The sequence below is a fragment of the Natronomonas gomsonensis genome, assembly GCF_024300825.1.
GTDB classification, from domain to species: domain Archaea; phylum Halobacteriota; class Halobacteria; order Halobacteriales; family Haloarculaceae; genus Natronomonas; species Natronomonas gomsonensis.
Map to the genome: position 1 here is coordinate 1,635,511 of NZ_CP101323.1, position 14,543 is coordinate 1,650,053.

The 14,543-nt window shown below is 66.5% G+C and carries 17 protein-coding genes; 10 read left to right on the forward strand and 7 right to left on the reverse strand.

What is annotated here, in order from left to right:
* Positions 1-32 precede the first annotated feature (32 nt).
* Positions 33-527 (reverse strand): CinA family protein, encoded by a 495-nt coding sequence (locus NMP98_RS08910; RefSeq protein ID WP_254861153.1) that lies wholly within the window; start codon positions 525-527, stop codon positions 33-35.
* An 81-nt stretch (positions 528-608) separates the two neighbouring features.
* Here NMP98_RS08910 and NMP98_RS08915 point away from each other — a divergent pair, with 81 nt between their 5' ends.
* The 3 genes from NMP98_RS08915 (at position 609) to NMP98_RS08925 (ending at position 3,544) form a co-directional block, all read left to right on the forward strand.
* A complete protein-coding gene (locus tag NMP98_RS08915) occupies positions 609-1,712 on the forward strand; it encodes a pyridoxal phosphate-dependent aminotransferase (protein WP_254861154.1) in 1,104 nt (367 codons plus the stop codon).
* A 171-nt stretch (positions 1,713-1,883) separates the two neighbouring features.
* Positions 1,884-2,807 carry a rhomboid family intramembrane serine protease gene (locus NMP98_RS08920; protein ID WP_254861155.1) on the forward strand — a complete coding sequence of 308 codons (924 nt, stop codon included), beginning with the start codon at positions 1,884-1,886 and terminating at the stop codon, positions 2,805-2,807.
* Positions 2,804-3,544 (forward strand): endonuclease V, encoded by a 741-nt coding sequence (locus tag NMP98_RS08925; protein WP_254861156.1) that lies wholly within the window; start codon positions 2,804-2,806, stop codon positions 3,542-3,544. The genes NMP98_RS08920 and NMP98_RS08925 overlap by 4 nt, the downstream gene beginning before the upstream one ends.
* A 3-nt stretch (positions 3,545-3,547) precedes the next feature.
* Here the strand turns inward: NMP98_RS08925 and NMP98_RS08930 are convergent, their stop codons facing one another.
* Entirely contained in the window at positions 3,548-4,210 is a 663-nt protein-coding gene (locus NMP98_RS08930) for an HAD family hydrolase (RefSeq protein WP_254861157.1), read from the reverse strand.
* Positions 4,211-4,319: 109 nt separating this feature from the next.
* Here NMP98_RS08930 and NMP98_RS08935 point away from each other — a divergent pair, with 109 nt between their 5' ends.
* From NMP98_RS08935 to NMP98_RS08950, 4 genes are read left to right on the forward strand one after another with little or no spacing between them, the layout of a single operon-like run.
* Entirely contained in the window at positions 4,320-5,147 is an 828-nt protein-coding gene (locus NMP98_RS08935; RefSeq protein ID WP_254861158.1) for an SDR family oxidoreductase, read from the forward strand.
* Complete coding sequence (locus NMP98_RS08940) at positions 5,144-6,463, forward strand: glycerate kinase type-2 family protein (RefSeq protein ID WP_254861159.1); 1,320 nt, start codon at positions 5,144-5,146, stop codon at positions 6,461-6,463. Before NMP98_RS08935 ends, NMP98_RS08940 begins: the two co-directional genes overlap by 4 nt.
* 7 nt (positions 6,464-6,470) lie before the next feature.
* Positions 6,471-6,641 (forward strand): hypothetical protein, encoded by a 171-nt coding sequence (locus tag NMP98_RS08945; RefSeq protein ID WP_254861160.1) that lies wholly within the window; start codon positions 6,471-6,473, stop codon positions 6,639-6,641.
* Between the two features lie 36 nt (positions 6,642-6,677).
* Positions 6,678-6,836 carry a hypothetical protein gene (locus tag NMP98_RS08950; RefSeq protein WP_254861161.1) on the forward strand — a complete coding sequence of 53 codons (159 nt, stop codon included), beginning with the start codon at positions 6,678-6,680 and terminating at the stop codon, positions 6,834-6,836.
* Here NMP98_RS08950 and NMP98_RS08955 read toward each other — a convergent pair.
* A complete protein-coding gene (locus NMP98_RS08955; RefSeq protein ID WP_411911630.1) occupies positions 6,833-7,939 on the reverse strand; it encodes an ArsA family ATPase in 1,107 nt (368 codons plus the stop codon). The two genes, NMP98_RS08950 and NMP98_RS08955, sit on opposite strands and share 4 nt — an antisense overlap.
* A 112-nt stretch (positions 7,940-8,051) precedes the next feature.
* On the opposite strand from NMP98_RS08955, the gene NMP98_RS08960 reads away from it, so the two are divergent.
* The 3 genes from NMP98_RS08960 to NMP98_RS08970 are packed head-to-tail and all read left to right on the forward strand — an operon-like array spanning position 8,052 to position 10,710.
* Positions 8,052-8,486 (forward strand): DUF5788 family protein, encoded by a 435-nt coding sequence (locus NMP98_RS08960; RefSeq protein WP_254861163.1) that lies wholly within the window; start codon positions 8,052-8,054, stop codon positions 8,484-8,486.
* A gap of 8 nt (positions 8,487-8,494) precedes the next feature.
* Complete coding sequence (gene polX, locus NMP98_RS08965) at positions 8,495-10,240, forward strand: DNA polymerase/3'-5' exonuclease PolX (RefSeq protein ID WP_254861164.1); 1,746 nt, start codon at positions 8,495-8,497, stop codon at positions 10,238-10,240.
* Positions 10,237-10,710, forward strand: a complete 474-nt coding sequence (locus NMP98_RS08970; RefSeq protein ID WP_268105573.1) for a Mut7-C RNAse domain-containing protein — start codon at positions 10,237-10,239, stop codon at positions 10,708-10,710. The genes polX and NMP98_RS08970 overlap by 4 nt, the downstream gene beginning before the upstream one ends.
* Here the strand turns inward: NMP98_RS08970 and NMP98_RS08975 are convergent.
* The 4 genes from NMP98_RS08975 to NMP98_RS08990 all read right to left on the reverse strand — a co-directional run bounded on the left by NMP98_RS08975 (position 10,707) and on the right by NMP98_RS08990 (position 14,507).
* Positions 10,707-11,654: a cell division protein CdpA domain-containing protein gene (locus NMP98_RS08975; RefSeq protein ID WP_254861165.1), complete on the reverse strand. Its 948-nt coding sequence runs from the start codon at positions 11,652-11,654 to the stop codon at positions 10,707-10,709. The two genes, NMP98_RS08970 and NMP98_RS08975, sit on opposite strands and share 4 nt — an antisense overlap.
* 117 nt (positions 11,655-11,771) lie before the next feature.
* Positions 11,772-12,518: a 4-phosphopantoate--beta-alanine ligase gene (locus NMP98_RS08980; RefSeq protein WP_254861166.1), complete on the reverse strand. Its 747-nt coding sequence runs from the start codon at positions 12,516-12,518 to the stop codon at positions 11,772-11,774.
* A gap of 54 nt (positions 12,519-12,572) precedes the next feature.
* Entirely contained in the window at positions 12,573-13,151 is a 579-nt protein-coding gene (locus NMP98_RS08985) for a hypothetical protein (protein ID WP_254861167.1), read from the reverse strand.
* A 21-nt stretch (positions 13,152-13,172) separates the two neighbouring features.
* Positions 13,173-14,507, reverse strand: a complete 1,335-nt coding sequence (locus tag NMP98_RS08990) for a hypothetical protein (protein ID WP_254861168.1) — start codon at positions 14,505-14,507, stop codon at positions 13,173-13,175.
* Positions 14,508-14,543: the final 36 nt, after the last annotated feature.

Sequence of the window (14,543 nt, forward strand, 5' to 3'; positions counted from 1 at the left end):
CGACGGAGAGGTCTCTCTCGGCTACCAAAAACCTACTCGCCGACAGCGGCGTCGGCCAAATCCTCCAGCGCCCGTTCCGCGATTTGTCGCTTGATTTCCGTCCGCGTACCGTCGAAGACGTATCGCTCGACGGAGCACCACGACTCGCCACTGCCCCACTCGCCAGCGTGGGCGACGCCGATGTACACCGTCCCGACGGGCTTTTCGTCGGTGCCGCCGCTCGGCCCGGCGATGCCGGTGGTTGCGACGCCCCACGTCACGCCCGCCCCGTCGCGGACGCCGCGGGCCATCTGTTCGGCGACCGGTTCGCTGACCGCACCCTCGCTGTCGAGTATCTCCCGGGGGACGCCCAACTCCTCCAGTTTCGCGTCGTAGGTGTAGGTGACGACCGAGCGGTCGAAGTAGTCGCTCGAACCCGGGACATCGGTCAGCAGCGACCCGATAAGGCCGCCGGTGCAGGATTCGGCGGCAGCGACGTACTCGCCGCGCTCCCGGAGAACCTCGCCGATGCGTTCCTCGATTGCCATACCCGACTCCTCGCGGCGAGCGGACTTGAAACGGCCGGTGGAAAGCGACAAACCGACGTAGCCGCCGTCCACAGCAGGGGTATGGACGACTACGAGCGGCCGCTGTTCTTCCATCTCATGGAGTACGCGGCCGAAGCGGACCGCGACGTCGTCGACATGGTGTCCGGCAACCCCGACTGGGAGGCCCCCGAGGCGCTTCGGGAGGGCCTCCGGGAGTACGCCGACGCGCCGGTCGACGACTTCCAGTACCCGCCAAGCGAGGGTCTCACCGAACTGCGCGAGGAAATCGCGGCGCGGCGTGGTGTCGATGTCGAGCGCGTCGTCATCACGAACGGCGCCGGCGAAGCGAACTACCTCGCGATGGCGACCGCACTGGAGGCACTGGACGGCGACGAGGTACTGTTGGCCGACCCCGTCTACCCCTACTACCACAAGCGAACCGAGATGCTCGACGGGATGCCGCGGTACGTCGCCGCCGACTCCGACGGGACGCTCGACCCCGAGGCGGTTCGGACGGTGGCGAGCGACGACACCGCCGCCATCGTCGTCAACTCACCGAACAACCCCACCGGCGGCGTGTACGGCCGGGAGACGAAACGCGAACTGGTCGACATCGCCGAGGAGTGCGACGCCCTGCTCGTCTCCGACGAGGTGTACGACCACTTCGTCTACGACGAGGGGCGTTTCGCCTCCGTCTTGGAGTTCGATTCGGAGAACAGCGTCGTCACCAACGCCTTCTCGAAGTCGATGGCGATTACGGGCTTCCGCGTCGGCTACGCCGTCTTCCCCGAGTGGCTGATGGACGCGGTTCGGACTCGACACATGCTCGTCAACGTCGCTGGCTCTCGGCCCGCCCAGTACGCGGTGTTGAAGGCGCTCCGGGAGACGCCGGCGGAGTACTACGAGCGGAACAGACGAATGCTCGAAGAGCGCATCGACGCCTTCTGTGCCGCCTTAGAGGAAGCCGGTGCCGAGTACACCCGCCCGCGTGGGAGTTTCTACGTGATGGCGCGCTTCGACGGCTATCCGGGCACGCTGTCGAACGTCGAGCGACTCATCGACGAGGCGGGCGTCGCGGGGATGCCGGGCGACGCCTTCGGCGAGTCACGCGCGGAGTGGCTCCGCTTTGCGCTCGTGACGCCTCGGGCGGAAGAGGCGGCCCGACGGCTGGCGGAGTACTTCTAACGCGGCCCTCGCGGGCTACTCGGACTCACGGACCGCCGGAATCCGCGGTCGCTCGGCGCGACGGCGTCCACGCCGTCTGGTCCCGTCCCGGCATATAAACCCTCACAGGGGCGGCCGTGTCGAATGGGCAACATCCAAACGACTTTGCCCGCCGACCGGCTAACCCGGGTAATGGCGAACTGTGACGTGTGCGGCAAACACGTAAACATGCCGTACAACTGCCGGCACTGTGGCGGGACCTACTGTAGCGAACACAGGCTCCCGGAGAACCACAACTGCCCCAGTTTGGAGAGTTGGAACGACCCGCAGGGCGTCTTCGACAGCGGGTTCGACGACTCGGTGAACGACAGCGGCGGGACGGCCTCGAGCGCGCTCGAAAAAATCGGCCTCGACACCGGTGCTGGCGGGCCGTTGGGCTACTTCCGGAACAACGTCTCGTATCTGTTCCTCGCGCTCACCGTCGTCGTCTTCGCGGTGCAGTACCTCCTCGCACCGCTGTTCGGGGTCGAACTGCCGCCACCGGGAGTCCGGCCCGGCGATACGACGTGGGGACAGATATTCACCCTCACCACCGAACACCCCGAGTACGTCTGGACGTGGGTCATCTCGGTGTTCTCCCACGGCGGACCGACGCACCTGCTGTTCAACGGCATCGTGCTGTACTTCTTCGGCCCCATCGTCGAGCGACAAATCGGCTCGAAGAAGTTCACCGTCCTGTTTCTCGTCAGCGGGATGGCCGCCGGACTCGGACAGGTCGGCGTCGGGCTGCTCACCAGCGAGCAGGTCGCCGTCCTCGGTGCCTCCGGCGCGCTGATGGCGCTTCTGGGCGTCCTTGCGATGACCTCGCCGGACCTGAAGGTGCTGCTGTTCTTCTTCATCCCTGTCTCGATGCGGACGCTCGCGTTCCTGTACGCCATCGGGTCGGTCGTCTTCTTCGTCGCCGACGGCGGCCCGCTCAGCGGCGTCGCCCACTTCGCACACCTCACCGGACTCGTCATCGGCCTGTGGTACGGCAACCGCATCAAACACAAGGTCGGACGCGGTCCGGGACAGTTGAACATCGGCCCCGGTCGCGGTGGCGGCGGCCTCCGATGAACGTCGTCGAAGAGCGGTACCTCCCCGACCCCTCGCTGTCCCGCGAGGCGATGGAAACCCTCCAGCGAGACATCGCCGAGGCGGCCGTCTTCGAGGACGACATCGACTTCGACCCCGATGATATCGCCTCCGGTGAGGCTCTCGTCGCCGGCGTCGACCAGGCGTTCCTCGACGACCGCGCCGTCTCGGCGGTGGTCGTCCTGCGCGGCGACGAAGTGGTGGAACGGGCCAGCGCCGTCACGCCGCTGTCGATTCCCTACATTCCGGGCCTGCTCGCGTTTCGGGAGGGCGACCCCATCGTCGCGGCGCTGGAGACCCTCGATGCCGACCCGGACCTGTTGGTCCTCGACGGAAGCGGTCGCATCCACTTCCGAGAGGCCGGCATCGCCACCCACGTCGGCGTGCTGTTCGACACGCCAGCAGTCGGCGTCGCGAAGAACCTCCTGTGTGGCGAACCGCGACAGGCCGTCGACTCGCTGCCCGAGGGCGCCCGCGTCGCAATCGAAGCCGACGACTCGATGCCGGACACGCCGGCCGGCGAGACGGTCGGCTACGCCTACCAGAGCCGGCAGTACCCCGACTCCACGAACATCAATCCGCTGTACGTCTCCTCGGGGCATCGGCTGTCGGCGAAGACAGCCGTCGACTGCGTGGCCGCCTGCGGCGGCGCGTACAAACTCCCGAAACCGACGCGACTGGCCGACGCCTACGCCGACGAACTGAAGGAGACGGTCTGAGGGCTACTCGTCGAGCAACGCCGCGAGGCCGTGCAGCGTTTCGAGTTCGTACGTCGGGTCCACCGAGAGGTCGACGCTCCGACAGTGTTGACGCCGCAGAAACACCGAATCGAGACCGGCGCGGTGGGCCGCGAGCACGTCGTTTTCGCTGTCGCCGACGTACAGCGCCGACCCACCACCCAAGTCATCGAGAGCGCGCTCCACGTAGTGGGTGTTCGGCTTCTTCAGACCGAGACTCTCGACGGTTTTCTCGCGGCCGTAGTAGGTGTCGAAGTCGTCGTCGAATTCGAAGAACTCCAGTACGAACTCGATGGTGCTGTGGTGGTTGTTGCTCACGACGCCACGCGGGAGGGGAATATCGGAGACTGCGGCGGTGTCGTCGTAGCGGTCGCGGTCGCCGGCTCTGAACGCCTCGAACTGCGACTGCTCGTCGTGGTGTTCGCGGGCTTCCCAGAGGGCGACCGGGTCGATTTCGTAGGTCGCACCGATGTCGTCAAGAGTCTCGCTGGTGACGCCGCTCGTGAGGGCTTGGACGTGTCCCTGGTCGGGGTCGTCGACGCCGACCGACTGGAAGGCTCGCCGGATAGCCGCCGTCTGGGTTTCGGCGCCCGGCGGTTCGACCAACACGCCGTCGCTGTCGAAGAGGACCGCATCGTAGTCGGGCACTATCTCGTGATTCCGCGAGCGAGCGGTTGGGCGTTTCGGTCCCCGAGCGGCCTGTGACACCCTTCGCCAGTATATCAACGACTAACTACCGCCCCGCCGAGCGGACCGTATGAGCAATCGGACGGTTCTCATCACCGGCTGTTCGTCCGGCATCGGTCGAGCGACGGCCTACGCGTTCTTAGACGAGGAGTGGCAGGTGTACGCGACCGCACGGAATCCCGCCGACATCCAGAAGTTGGGCGAGGCGGGTTGTGACATCGGCACCATCGACGTGACCGACCCCGAGGACTGCGAGCGCGTCGTCGACCGCATCATCGAGGAGGAGGGTCGCATCGACTCGCTGGTCAACAACGCGGGCTACGGCCAACACGGCCCAATCGAAGACATCGACGACGACCTCTTTGCGAAACAGTTCAAAGTGAACGTCTTCGGGCCGCACCGACTCGTCCGCGAAGTGCTGCCGCACATGCGCGAGCGGGAGGAGGGCACCATCGTCAACGTCTCCTCGGTCGCCGGCCGACTGGCGACGCCGGGGATGGGCCCGTACTCGGCGTCGAAACACGCCATGGAGGGGTACAGCGACTCCCTCCGACTCGAAGTCGAGCCGTTCGGCATCGACGTGAGCGTCGTCCAGCCCGGTCCCGTGAAGACGGGTTTCCGCGAGCGCGTCGACGATGAACTCGGTCGTCTCGACCGCACGGAAGCCTACGCCGACCTCTATGAGTTCCAAGAGGACGCCTCGCTGTTCGGCGCCGACAGCCCCATCGCCGTCCACCCCGCCGAAGTCGCCGAAGCCATCGTCGAGGCGTCGGTGACCCCGGACCCCGAACCGCGTTACGTGGTCGGCCGCGTCGCCCAACTGCTGATTTACGCCAGCTACCTCCCAGACCGCATCAGCGACCGCGTCTTCGAGGCGATTCGAAAGTACACGTCGTGACGTTCGCCGACCCGCCGACCGACTCGCCGGCCCACGAACTCGCTGTCGACTGCCTGACGGCCGGCATCGAGGCGTCGCTTCCGGCCCGCGCCGTCGAGCGACACTGCCGACTGGACGGCGAGACGCTCACCATCCGCGATGCCACGTACGACCTCTCGGCGTACGACGAGGTTCTCGTTCTCGGTGGAGGGAAAGGAAGCGACCACCTCGCGGCCTCACTGGAGGCGCTCTTGGGCGAGAAACTGACCGACGGCGTCGTCGTCACGAACGAGCGGGCCGCCGACCCCGACCGCGTGACCGTCCTGGAGGGCGAACACCCGACGCCGGGTGAGGGAAGCATCGCGGGTGCCTCTGCCGTCTTGGAACGTGCGGCAGACGCCACCGAGCGGACACTCGTGCTCGCGGCGATAGCCGGCGGCGGAAGCGCGTTGCTGTGTGCCCCCGCCGAGGGACTCACCGTCGAGAACCTGCGGACAGTCACGGACGGATTACTCGACGCCGGCGCATCCATCGACGAAATAAACACGGTCCGGCGCGCCTGTTCGCAAATCAAGGGCGGCGGTCTCGCGGCCGCTGCCACCCCGGCCACCGTCGTCGGCGTACTGGTCAGCGACGTAGTGGGTGACGACCCGGCGGTCATCGCCAGCGGCCCGACAGTCACAACCAAAACCGACCCCGAGGCCGCCCTCGGGGTGCTGGAGCGATACGGCGTCGGGGGCGACGTTCGCTCGTGGCTCGCGGATGCAACGCCGACGAAAGCGACCGATTTCGATGTGAACAACCACATCGTCGTCTCGGGGCGAGACGCCATCGACGCCGCGCGAGACGTTGCTCGCGAGGCCGACTACGAGACCTGTGTCCTCTCGACGCGAATCGAGGGAGAGGCCAGCGAAGCGGGGCGGTTCCACGCCGCCGTCGCCGCCGAAGTCGTCGACTCGGGGGACCCACTCGAGGCGCCCGCCGTGCTGCTGTCGGGTGGCGAGACGACGGTCACCGTCAGCGGTGACGGTGACGGCGGCCCGAACTGTGAGTTCGCACTCGCTGGGGCCGTCGACCTCCCGCCGGACGCCGTACTTGCAGCAATCGACACCGACGGCGGCGACGGCAGCACCGACGCCGCAGGCGCGGTGGTCGACGCTTCGACAGTCACCGACCAAAGGGCCGTACACGATGTGCTCGTGAACAACGACAGTTACGGCTACCTCGACAACGGCGGGGCGCTACTCCGATGCGGTGCGACCGGGACGAACGTAAACGACCTTCGAGTTGTGGTAATTCCTGCTGGCCGACATAGTTTTGCCGGTGGCCGGAGTTGAGATACGCGTGGAACCCCGCTACGTCGCCGTCATCGGAATGCACGTCGTCGTCGCCCTCGCGTTCGTCGCCCTCGCGGTGCGGAACGCCCTCCACGGTGACATCGTCAACGCCACGCTACAGGGCGTCATCGGGGCGTTGGTGCTGTTTCTCGGCGTCGGTATCACTCGAATCGCGTAGCGACGCTGCTTTGTCCGTCCGCTTCGAGCCCCGACTATGGACCGAGGAACGCTCCTGACAGTCGGCGGCCTCGTGGTCGGTTTCTTCCTGATCGGACAGGCGGTGCGGGCCGTCGCCGACGGACAACTCGTTCTCGCCGGCCTCGGCGCCGTCATCGGCATCGCCGTCCTCCTGACGGCGTTTCGCCTCGATTAATCGAGACACGACCCGACGACGCCCAGCATCGCCTCGCCCTGCACCGCCTCGGCGAACAGTGGCACCCGTTTTACGTCCCGTCCGCGGAACAGTTCCTGTGCCCGCTTTAGTGCCGACCGTTGGACCTCCCAGCGCCGCCGACAGAACTCACAGCCTTCCGTGTCCGGTGCGACGAACCACTCCTCGTCGAAGCCCGCAACGTCGGTCAAATCCTCGCTCACGCGGTTGACGACGACGGTGCCGACGGGAATCCCGAACCCCTCTAGACGGTCGATGAGCCGTTCGCTTTCGACGACGCTCATCTCCTCGGGCACCATCACGACCCGGAAATCGGTTCGAGAGGGGTCTCGAAGCGCAGTCCGGAGCCGCTCGATTTTCGACGACAACTCCCGCAAATCGTCGACGCCCTCTTCCATGTCCTCGTCGCTCCCGCCGCCGAACAGTCCGCCGAGGCTGCCCGCCATCCCCGACAGTTTCTCCCGGAAGGAGAGCAGTCGGCCGACCATCGAGTCCATCACGTCGGGGAGTTCGAGCAGCCGCAGGGTGTGTCCCGTCGGCGCCGTGTCGACGACGACCCGGTCGAATCGCGGGTCATCGAGATATTCGAGGAGTAGTTGCATCGCCGCCGCCTCGTCGGCCCCCGGCATCGCACCGCCGGCAAGTGGGTGGTCGCCACCGCCGAGCATCCCTTCGAGACCACCGAGGCCGCCCATCGCGCCGTCCGTGCCGCCGGCACCGCCAGCGTCGAACGCCGCCTCCGCTTGGTCCTCCTCGTCGGTGACGAACGGTCCCTCAGAAGCCGCTTCGGGGTCGATTTCGACCGCGTACAGCGGTATGTCGTCTTTGATTCGTGTCGGCTCCGAGCCAATCTCGGTGTTCAGCGTGTCCGAAAGCGAGTGGGCGGGGTCCGTCGATACCACCAGCGTCGACGTCCCGTCGCGGGCACTCGCCAGCCCCGTCGCCGCCGCACACGTCGTCTTGCCGACGCCGCCTTTCCCGCCGTAGAGGACGTACTCCGGGGCGTCGACACCAACCGGCAGTTCGGCTTCGTCGACCGACTCGACCGGTTCGACGCTGAGTTCGCTCATACCGCCGGTCGGCACTCGTCGCTTGTGTACCCGTCGATACTTTGGAGAGTCCGAGCTCGTGTCGTGTGAGCCGAGCACGTTCGGCGTCAGCGATTGTTATTTGCCCCTCCAACCCCCACGTCGAGACGTGCAGGAGTACGAGCGGAAACAGCTCCTCGAACGCATCGGCCGCGAGAGCGCGACGCTCGGGGTCGACATCCCCGAGCACATCGACGTGCAGGGCGAGGAGGTCGAACTGCAGTCGTTCGTCTTCGAAATCAAGCGCCTCGATTCGGTGCCGCCCGGCGAGCGCGACCGCGTCGAGCAGGCAAAGCGGAACCTCCGACGGGAACGCCTCGAACGGAAGGAGCGAATCGAGGAGGGCGAAATCAGTTTCGAGGCGGGCGAGGAGTTGGCCGACGCCATCATCGGCATCGACCGGGCACTGGAGGCCCTAGAGAACCTCAACGCGGGAAGCGTCGAAGCCGAGGCGAAACGGCAGGAAGCCGCCGACACGAAACGCTGGATGGACTTCCTGAAGCAGGCGCTGGGGCGCGACGACGACGGACCGGCGGTGCGATAACCACAGCCATGAGCAGGAACGCCGAAATCGCGGCGCTGTTAGAGGAGTTCGCCGACCACCTCGAAGCCCGCGACGTCGACTACAAGCCGAACAGCTACCGCCGGGCCGCCGACAGCGTCCGTGGCCACACCGTCGCCGTCGAGACGCTCCGCGAGGAAGGCGGCGAGGAAGCCATCAAGGAAATCGAAGACGTAGGCGACGCCATCGCCTCGAAAATCGTCGAGTACCTCGATACCGGCGAAATCGAGGAGTTAGAGGAACTCCGAGAAGGGCTCCCCGTGGAGATGGACGCACTCACCGCCGTCGAGGGCGTCGGCCCCAAGACCGTCAAGGCGCTGTACGACGCCCTCGACGTGGAGACCCTAGAGGACCTCGAAGCCGCCGCCGAAGCCGGCGAGATACGCGAAGTGAAAGGGTTCGGCGCCAAGACCGAGGAGAACATCCTCGAGGCGATTCCCTTCGCTCGGGAGTCCAGAGCGCGGAGTCTGCTGGGAGAGGCCCGTCCCGTCGCCGACCGGGTGTTGGCGTTCTTCGAGAGCCTCGATGCCGTCGACCGCGTCGACGTGGCGGGGTCGCTGCGGCGCTGGCGGCCCACCATTGGCGACATCGACGTGCTCGTCGGGTCGGACGACGCCGACGCGGTCATCGAGGCGTTCGAATCCTGGGAGGAAGCCGGCACGGTCATCGAGGCCGGCACGAGCAAGGCCTCGGTCCGAAAGAACGGCATGCGAGTCGATTTGCGCGTCGTCGTCGACGAGGAGTTCGGCGCCGCACTCCAGTATTTCACCGGCAGCAAGGACCACAACGTCGCCGTCCGGAACCGCGCCATCGAGATGGGGCTGAAAGTCAACGAGTACGGCGTCTTCGACATCAGCGAGGTCGACGACCCCGATGCCGGACAACGCGTCGGCGAACGCGTCGCCAGCGAAACCGAAGAGGGTGTCTACGACGCTCTCGACATGGCGTGGATGGCTCCCGAGTTGCGAGAGAACCGCGGCGAGGTCGACGCCGCTGCGTCGGGTGGGTTGCCCGACCTCCTCACGACTGACGACGTTCGTGGCGACCTCCACCTCCACACGGAGCACTCCGACGGCGAGACGACCATCGAGGCGATGGCCGACGCCGCCGCCGACTTCGGTCACGACTACATCTCCGTCGCCGACCACGCCACCGGGCCGGGGATGGTCGGCGGTGTCGGCCTGACCGACGAGGAACTGCGGGACCAAATCGAGGAGATTCGAGCCGTCGACGACACAGTCGACATCGACGTCTTCGCCGGCGTCGAGGCCAATATCGACGCCGACGGCGGCGTCTCCGTCGGCGAAGGCGTACTCGCCGAGTTGGACTGTGTCGTCGCTTCCCCCCACAGCGGCCTCGACGGCGACGGCACCGACCGTATCGTCACCGCCATCGAACACCCCGAGGTCGACATCATCGGACACCCCACGGGTCGGTTGTTGAACCAGCGGCCGGGACTCGACCTCGATATCGAGCGGGTGGCGGAGGCCGCCGCCGACAGCGGGACCGCCCTCGAACTCAACGCCGACCCACACCGTCTCGACCTCCGCTCCAGTAACGTGAAAGTCGCAATCGAGGCCGGCGCGACCATCGCTATCGACACCGACGCCCACCGTCCCGGCGCCTACGATTCGATTCGTTACGGCGTACACACGGCCCGGCGCGGGTGGGCCGAAGCCGACGACGTACTCAACACCCGAGACGTCGACGGCGTTCGGGAGTTCCTGGGGCTGTGACCGGACAGGAGTCGGCGTTTCGACCCGAAACGGACCGGCTGTTGCTCGACGTGATGCTCGGAAAGCTCGCCGTCTACCTGCGGTTGTGTGGCTACGACGCCGCCTACGCCGGCGACCGCGGCGTCGAGGCCGACGACCGCATCCTCGATATCGCGGCCGAGGAAAACAGGACGCTTCTCACCCGCGACGTGTCACTGGCCGGGCAGGCCGAGTCCTCGATACTCCTCACGAAACGCGACGTGGAGGACCAACTGGCCGAGTTACGCGAGGCGGGCGTCGAGTTGGCCGTCGCCGAGACGCCGACACGGTGCGGACGATGTAACGGCCCGCTCCTCGCGGTCGAAGACGACGAGACGACACCGGAGTACGCCCCTGACCCCGAAGAAACCGACTGCTGGCGATGTCGGGACTGTGGGCAACTGTTCTGGAAGGGGAGCCACTGGAAACGGATGAACGAGACGCTGGATTAGCTGTTCGTGTTCGGCGTCCACTGCTCGCAGGCGTCCATGTCGTCCATCTGCTCGCTGTGGAGGCCGCAGTACGGTACCATGCCGTCGTCGGTGCGGACGTACCGGAAGTGCTTGCAGTTGCCGCAGTAGGTGTCGCCGACGGGTGCCGAGGATTCGTCGTCGAGGAACTCGGCGTCGTCGGTCGACGGGGGTGTCCCGACGGAGTCGGTCGTCGTTGACCCGCCGTCGGTCACGCCGGCACTCGCCCCACCGAAGCCGTCGTTTCGCGACTGTGAGGTGGTTTTGTTCGCGTGATTCACCGTCGCGCCGTCGTCGTGGGCCGTGCTGCCGCCGGACTCCGAGGCGTGGTTCGTCTGGGTTTCGACGTTGCCGTCGGGCGTGCCACCGAGCAGGCCGATGCCGCCGAGCGTCCCTTTCAAGCGGTCGTTGGACACCTCGACGACTTTCGTCTCGCCCTCTTTCGTGATTTCGAGTTTGACGGTGCCGCCGGGGTCGTTGCGCGCCTTGAAGTTCGCGACGGCGGCGAACAGACACCACGAGGTGACGAGCGTCCCGAAGAAGTACACCGCGGCGACGACGAGCGTCATCGACGTGTCCCCGGAGCCGCCGACCCAATCGACGGGGTAGGCGCCGTTGAACAGGACGACGCCGGCGGCGCTGACGGCCGCCCCGGCGAAGGCCGCGACGCGAACCTTCCGCGAGGACCGCGGCAGGACGGTCATCGTTCCGAGCAGCACCGCCGGCAGCCCGAGGCCGCCGAGGATGCCGGCGACCCGCCGAGCTTCGAACATATCGAACCCGAAACGGCTGCCGACGCCGGTGGCTGCGATGACGATACCAGCAACGAGTAGGACCGCGCCGACCCCGAACAGCGCGACACCGGCGTACAGCCGCCGGAGGCCGGCCCCGTTGCCTCCCTCGTAGACCTCCGTGAGGCTAGCCATAGAAACGTCTAGAGTCTCCTGACACAAAACACTACGTCAGACGCACGCACGACACGTGTCGATTTGCTGGGTAGAACGTCTCTCGTTCGGCTTCGGACGCACGGTGACGGTCGTCGGCTACTCCTCGGCCGCTCGAATCCGTCGTTCCGCCGCTTCGAGTGCCGCCTCGCTGTCGAAGTCTTCGATGATAGCGTCAAGTTCGCCCTCGCTCGCATCCGCGAGGTCACGAGCGTGGGCGGTGATGTTCGGCACGGCGCGGATGAGATTGTCGATGATGGGAACCGTCGCCGACTGGGCCGACCGCGACATCGGGTTGAGGTCGACGACGAGTTCGGTCTTGCCCATCTCCGCGAGCGCCTCGGCGCGGTCGCCGTCTTCCAGTGGAACGAGGACCACGTCGGCGCTGCCGATGCCGTCGGCGTCGACTTTCGCTCGTTCGTGGTCTAACCCCGGAATCCGGCCGTCGGCCGTCAGTCCGAGTACTTCCTCGGCGCCGTGTTCCCGAAGGTGCTCGGCAATGCGCTCCATTCGCTCTTCGGTGCGGTTGAACAGGTTCACTTCCAGAGCCGCACCCGTCGCTTCGGCGAGTTCGACCATCTCGCCGGGCGCCAACGCCGCGACGTTGCCGTTGATAGAGAGGACGGCGTTCTCGGCACGGAGGAGGTACGCGGCCGCGACGCGTTCAGCCTCGTCGGCACTGGGAATCGTCTCCTCGCCGAGGAGATAGTCGAAGGCCTCGCCGCGACCCTGTGCGATGAGTCCCTGTCTGGACGTGATGCCGAGGTCGACCCCCTCCTCGATACGGTGTCGCGTCAAAAGCGACTCGTATCGGGGGTGTGACTCCGGTATCTCCGGACCGGTCATGGGAATGGGTGGGCGACGGGCCGATAAAAGGCTCCCGCTCGGCGTCGCTCGGAACTACACGCCGCCGAACACCCAGAGCGCGACGGACGGCGACAGCGCGAGGAGGACACCGAGGAATACCGTCGTTGCGACCGTTCGCCACTCGAAGGCACCTTCGCCATCGTAGCGCCACAGTTGCAGTCCGACGAAGACGCTCGCGACGACGACTCCGCCGACGATTAGCAGCGACGGCATGAGAGACGGCGAGGAATCGCTCGACACCGCGAAGTCGGCGCCGAGACCGACGGCACCGACGGCGGCCGCCGCGAGGACGTAGGCGATGCCCGCGACGACGTGTCGGATGGCCGCTGCCATCGAAGGCGAGTCGTCTTCGGCCGGGAGCGTCGCCGGCGAGGCGAAGGTCCCGAAACCCAGATACAACAACGGCAGCGTCCCGACGGCGACGACGACGGCGTAGGGAGACACCGACGAAGCGGCGAGGATGAACACGGCCGTCGTCAGCGCATACGTTCTGAACGTTACCTCACCCAACACCAGCGGCGGGACGAACAGCAGCGTTGCCACGACGAGGGCGAACAGCGAAACGGGAACCGAAAACGGTCGAAACCGTTCGGCGGAAGCCTGAAGCGACATCCGCGTTCGTTTCGGACCCGATTACAAATGTCTTCTGTCGTCACGGGTGGTGTCTCGCACCGTCGCGGCCAATCGCTCACAGAAGCGGTCCGCGAACGACTCGGCGGCCGCGGCGTCGAACCCCGAGCGGATATACCGGAACCCGAGGTGGAGTCGGTCCCCGACGGTTGCGGCGCCGATACTGACCGGCGTCGGCGGCCAACACGGTGGCGTAAACCACAACTGCTCGAACGTTCCGTCGGGCAGCGTCGGCAGGGCCGGAATCCGCCCGAGGTTCGACAGCACCGCCGTGTCCAGCAGGCGTTCGCCGGGACCGTCGAGTAGTCTCGGGAGTCGCTTTCGGACCGAAAGCGGCAGCGACGCCGAGGCGAGATGCCACCATTCGAGGTACCCCAGCGGTCGGTCACTCCGTTTGGTGTGACGCGTCTGTTCGGTCACTCGCGAGACGGCCCTCGCCACGTTCCGGCGATGCGAGGCGTCGGTGGTGACGCTGTCGAAGAGGGTGTACAGTCCGACGCCGTCGTAGAATCGCTCTTGGGGGCGGATGTTCACCGGCATCATGAGACCGATTTTGTCCGGTCCGTCGGGGGCGGAGGCGTTCCATCGGTCGATGGTGAGATGCAGGGCCGCAAGGAGCAGGTCGTTGACCGTGGCTTCCCCCGGTCCCCCGTCGATAAGCCGACCGGTCAAGCCGGCATCGACGTGTCGGTGGGCGAATCGCCACTCGACGGGACCCGAATCCCCCGACGAGAGTCTCTCGGGTGGGTCGATGAGATAGCTGAGTCGTCGTGCGGCCGCACCCATCGACCGAAGGCGGCGCCTCGGTTCGGTGGGCCGAATCGTTCGTATCATCTCTCGGGGGGACTCCTCTACGGGGTGCGGTGTCGGGTCGTCACCGCGATACGCGACGAGCAGCGCGTACAGCACCCGGAGTGCGCCGACACCGTCCATCGAGACGTGGCTGGCACAGACACAGAGTCGGTCGCCGCCGTCGATGCCACCGCCACGAACCACGAGCAGTCGGAGGGGAAGTTCCGTTTCGAGGTCGAACCGCTGGCCGTAGAATCGCCGCCGGAGTTCACCGAGGTCGGCGTCGTCCGCTGGGACGATTTCGACGGGAACGTCGGCTGAATCGTCGGGAATCACCCAAGTGTAGTCCGTCGGACCGCTGTCGTCCCGGCGGCGGCAACCCTTTACTACCGGGTAAGCTTCGCAGGCCCGTCTGGCGGCCGTCGCGAGCCGTTCGCCGTCGATTCTCGCCGTCGTCGTGGCTTCGGCCTGTATGTTCAACGGCGTGTAGGCTCGCTCGATGTGGAAGACGGCTTCCTGTAGTCGAGTGAACGGAACCCGTTTCACGAGTCGCCCTCTCGCATGAGAGTACCGACGGGCGGT

Excerpts from the sequence above, each read along its gene's own strand:
- NMP98_RS08910 (WP_254861153.1), bottom strand. The coding sequence starts at position 527 with ATGGCAATCGAGGAACGCATCGGCGAGGTTCTCCGGGAGCGCGGCGAG.
- NMP98_RS08915 (WP_254861154.1), top strand. The coding sequence starts at position 609 with ATGGACGACTACGAGCGGCCGCTGTTCTTCCATCTCATGGAGTACGCG.
- NMP98_RS08920 (WP_254861155.1), top strand. The coding sequence starts at position 1,884 with ATGGCGAACTGTGACGTGTGCGGCAAACACGTAAACATGCCGTACAAC.
- NMP98_RS08925 (WP_254861156.1), top strand. The coding sequence starts at position 2,804 with ATGAACGTCGTCGAAGAGCGGTACCTCCCCGACCCCTCGCTGTCCCGC.
- NMP98_RS08935 (WP_254861158.1), top strand. The coding sequence starts at position 4,320 with ATGAGCAATCGGACGGTTCTCATCACCGGCTGTTCGTCCGGCATCGGT.
- NMP98_RS08950 (WP_254861161.1), top strand. The coding sequence starts at position 6,678 with ATGGACCGAGGAACGCTCCTGACAGTCGGCGGCCTCGTGGTCGGTTTC.
- polX (WP_254861164.1), top strand. The coding sequence starts at position 8,495 with ATGAGCAGGAACGCCGAAATCGCGGCGCTGTTAGAGGAGTTCGCCGAC.
- NMP98_RS08975 (WP_254861165.1), bottom strand. The coding sequence starts at position 11,654 with ATGGCTAGCCTCACGGAGGTCTACGAGGGAGGCAACGGGGCCGGCCTC.
- NMP98_RS08980 (WP_254861166.1), bottom strand. The coding sequence starts at position 12,518 with ATGACCGGTCCGGAGATACCGGAGTCACACCCCCGATACGAGTCGCTT.
- NMP98_RS08985 (WP_254861167.1), bottom strand. The coding sequence starts at position 13,151 with ATGTCGCTTCAGGCTTCCGCCGAACGGTTTCGACCGTTTTCGGTTCCC.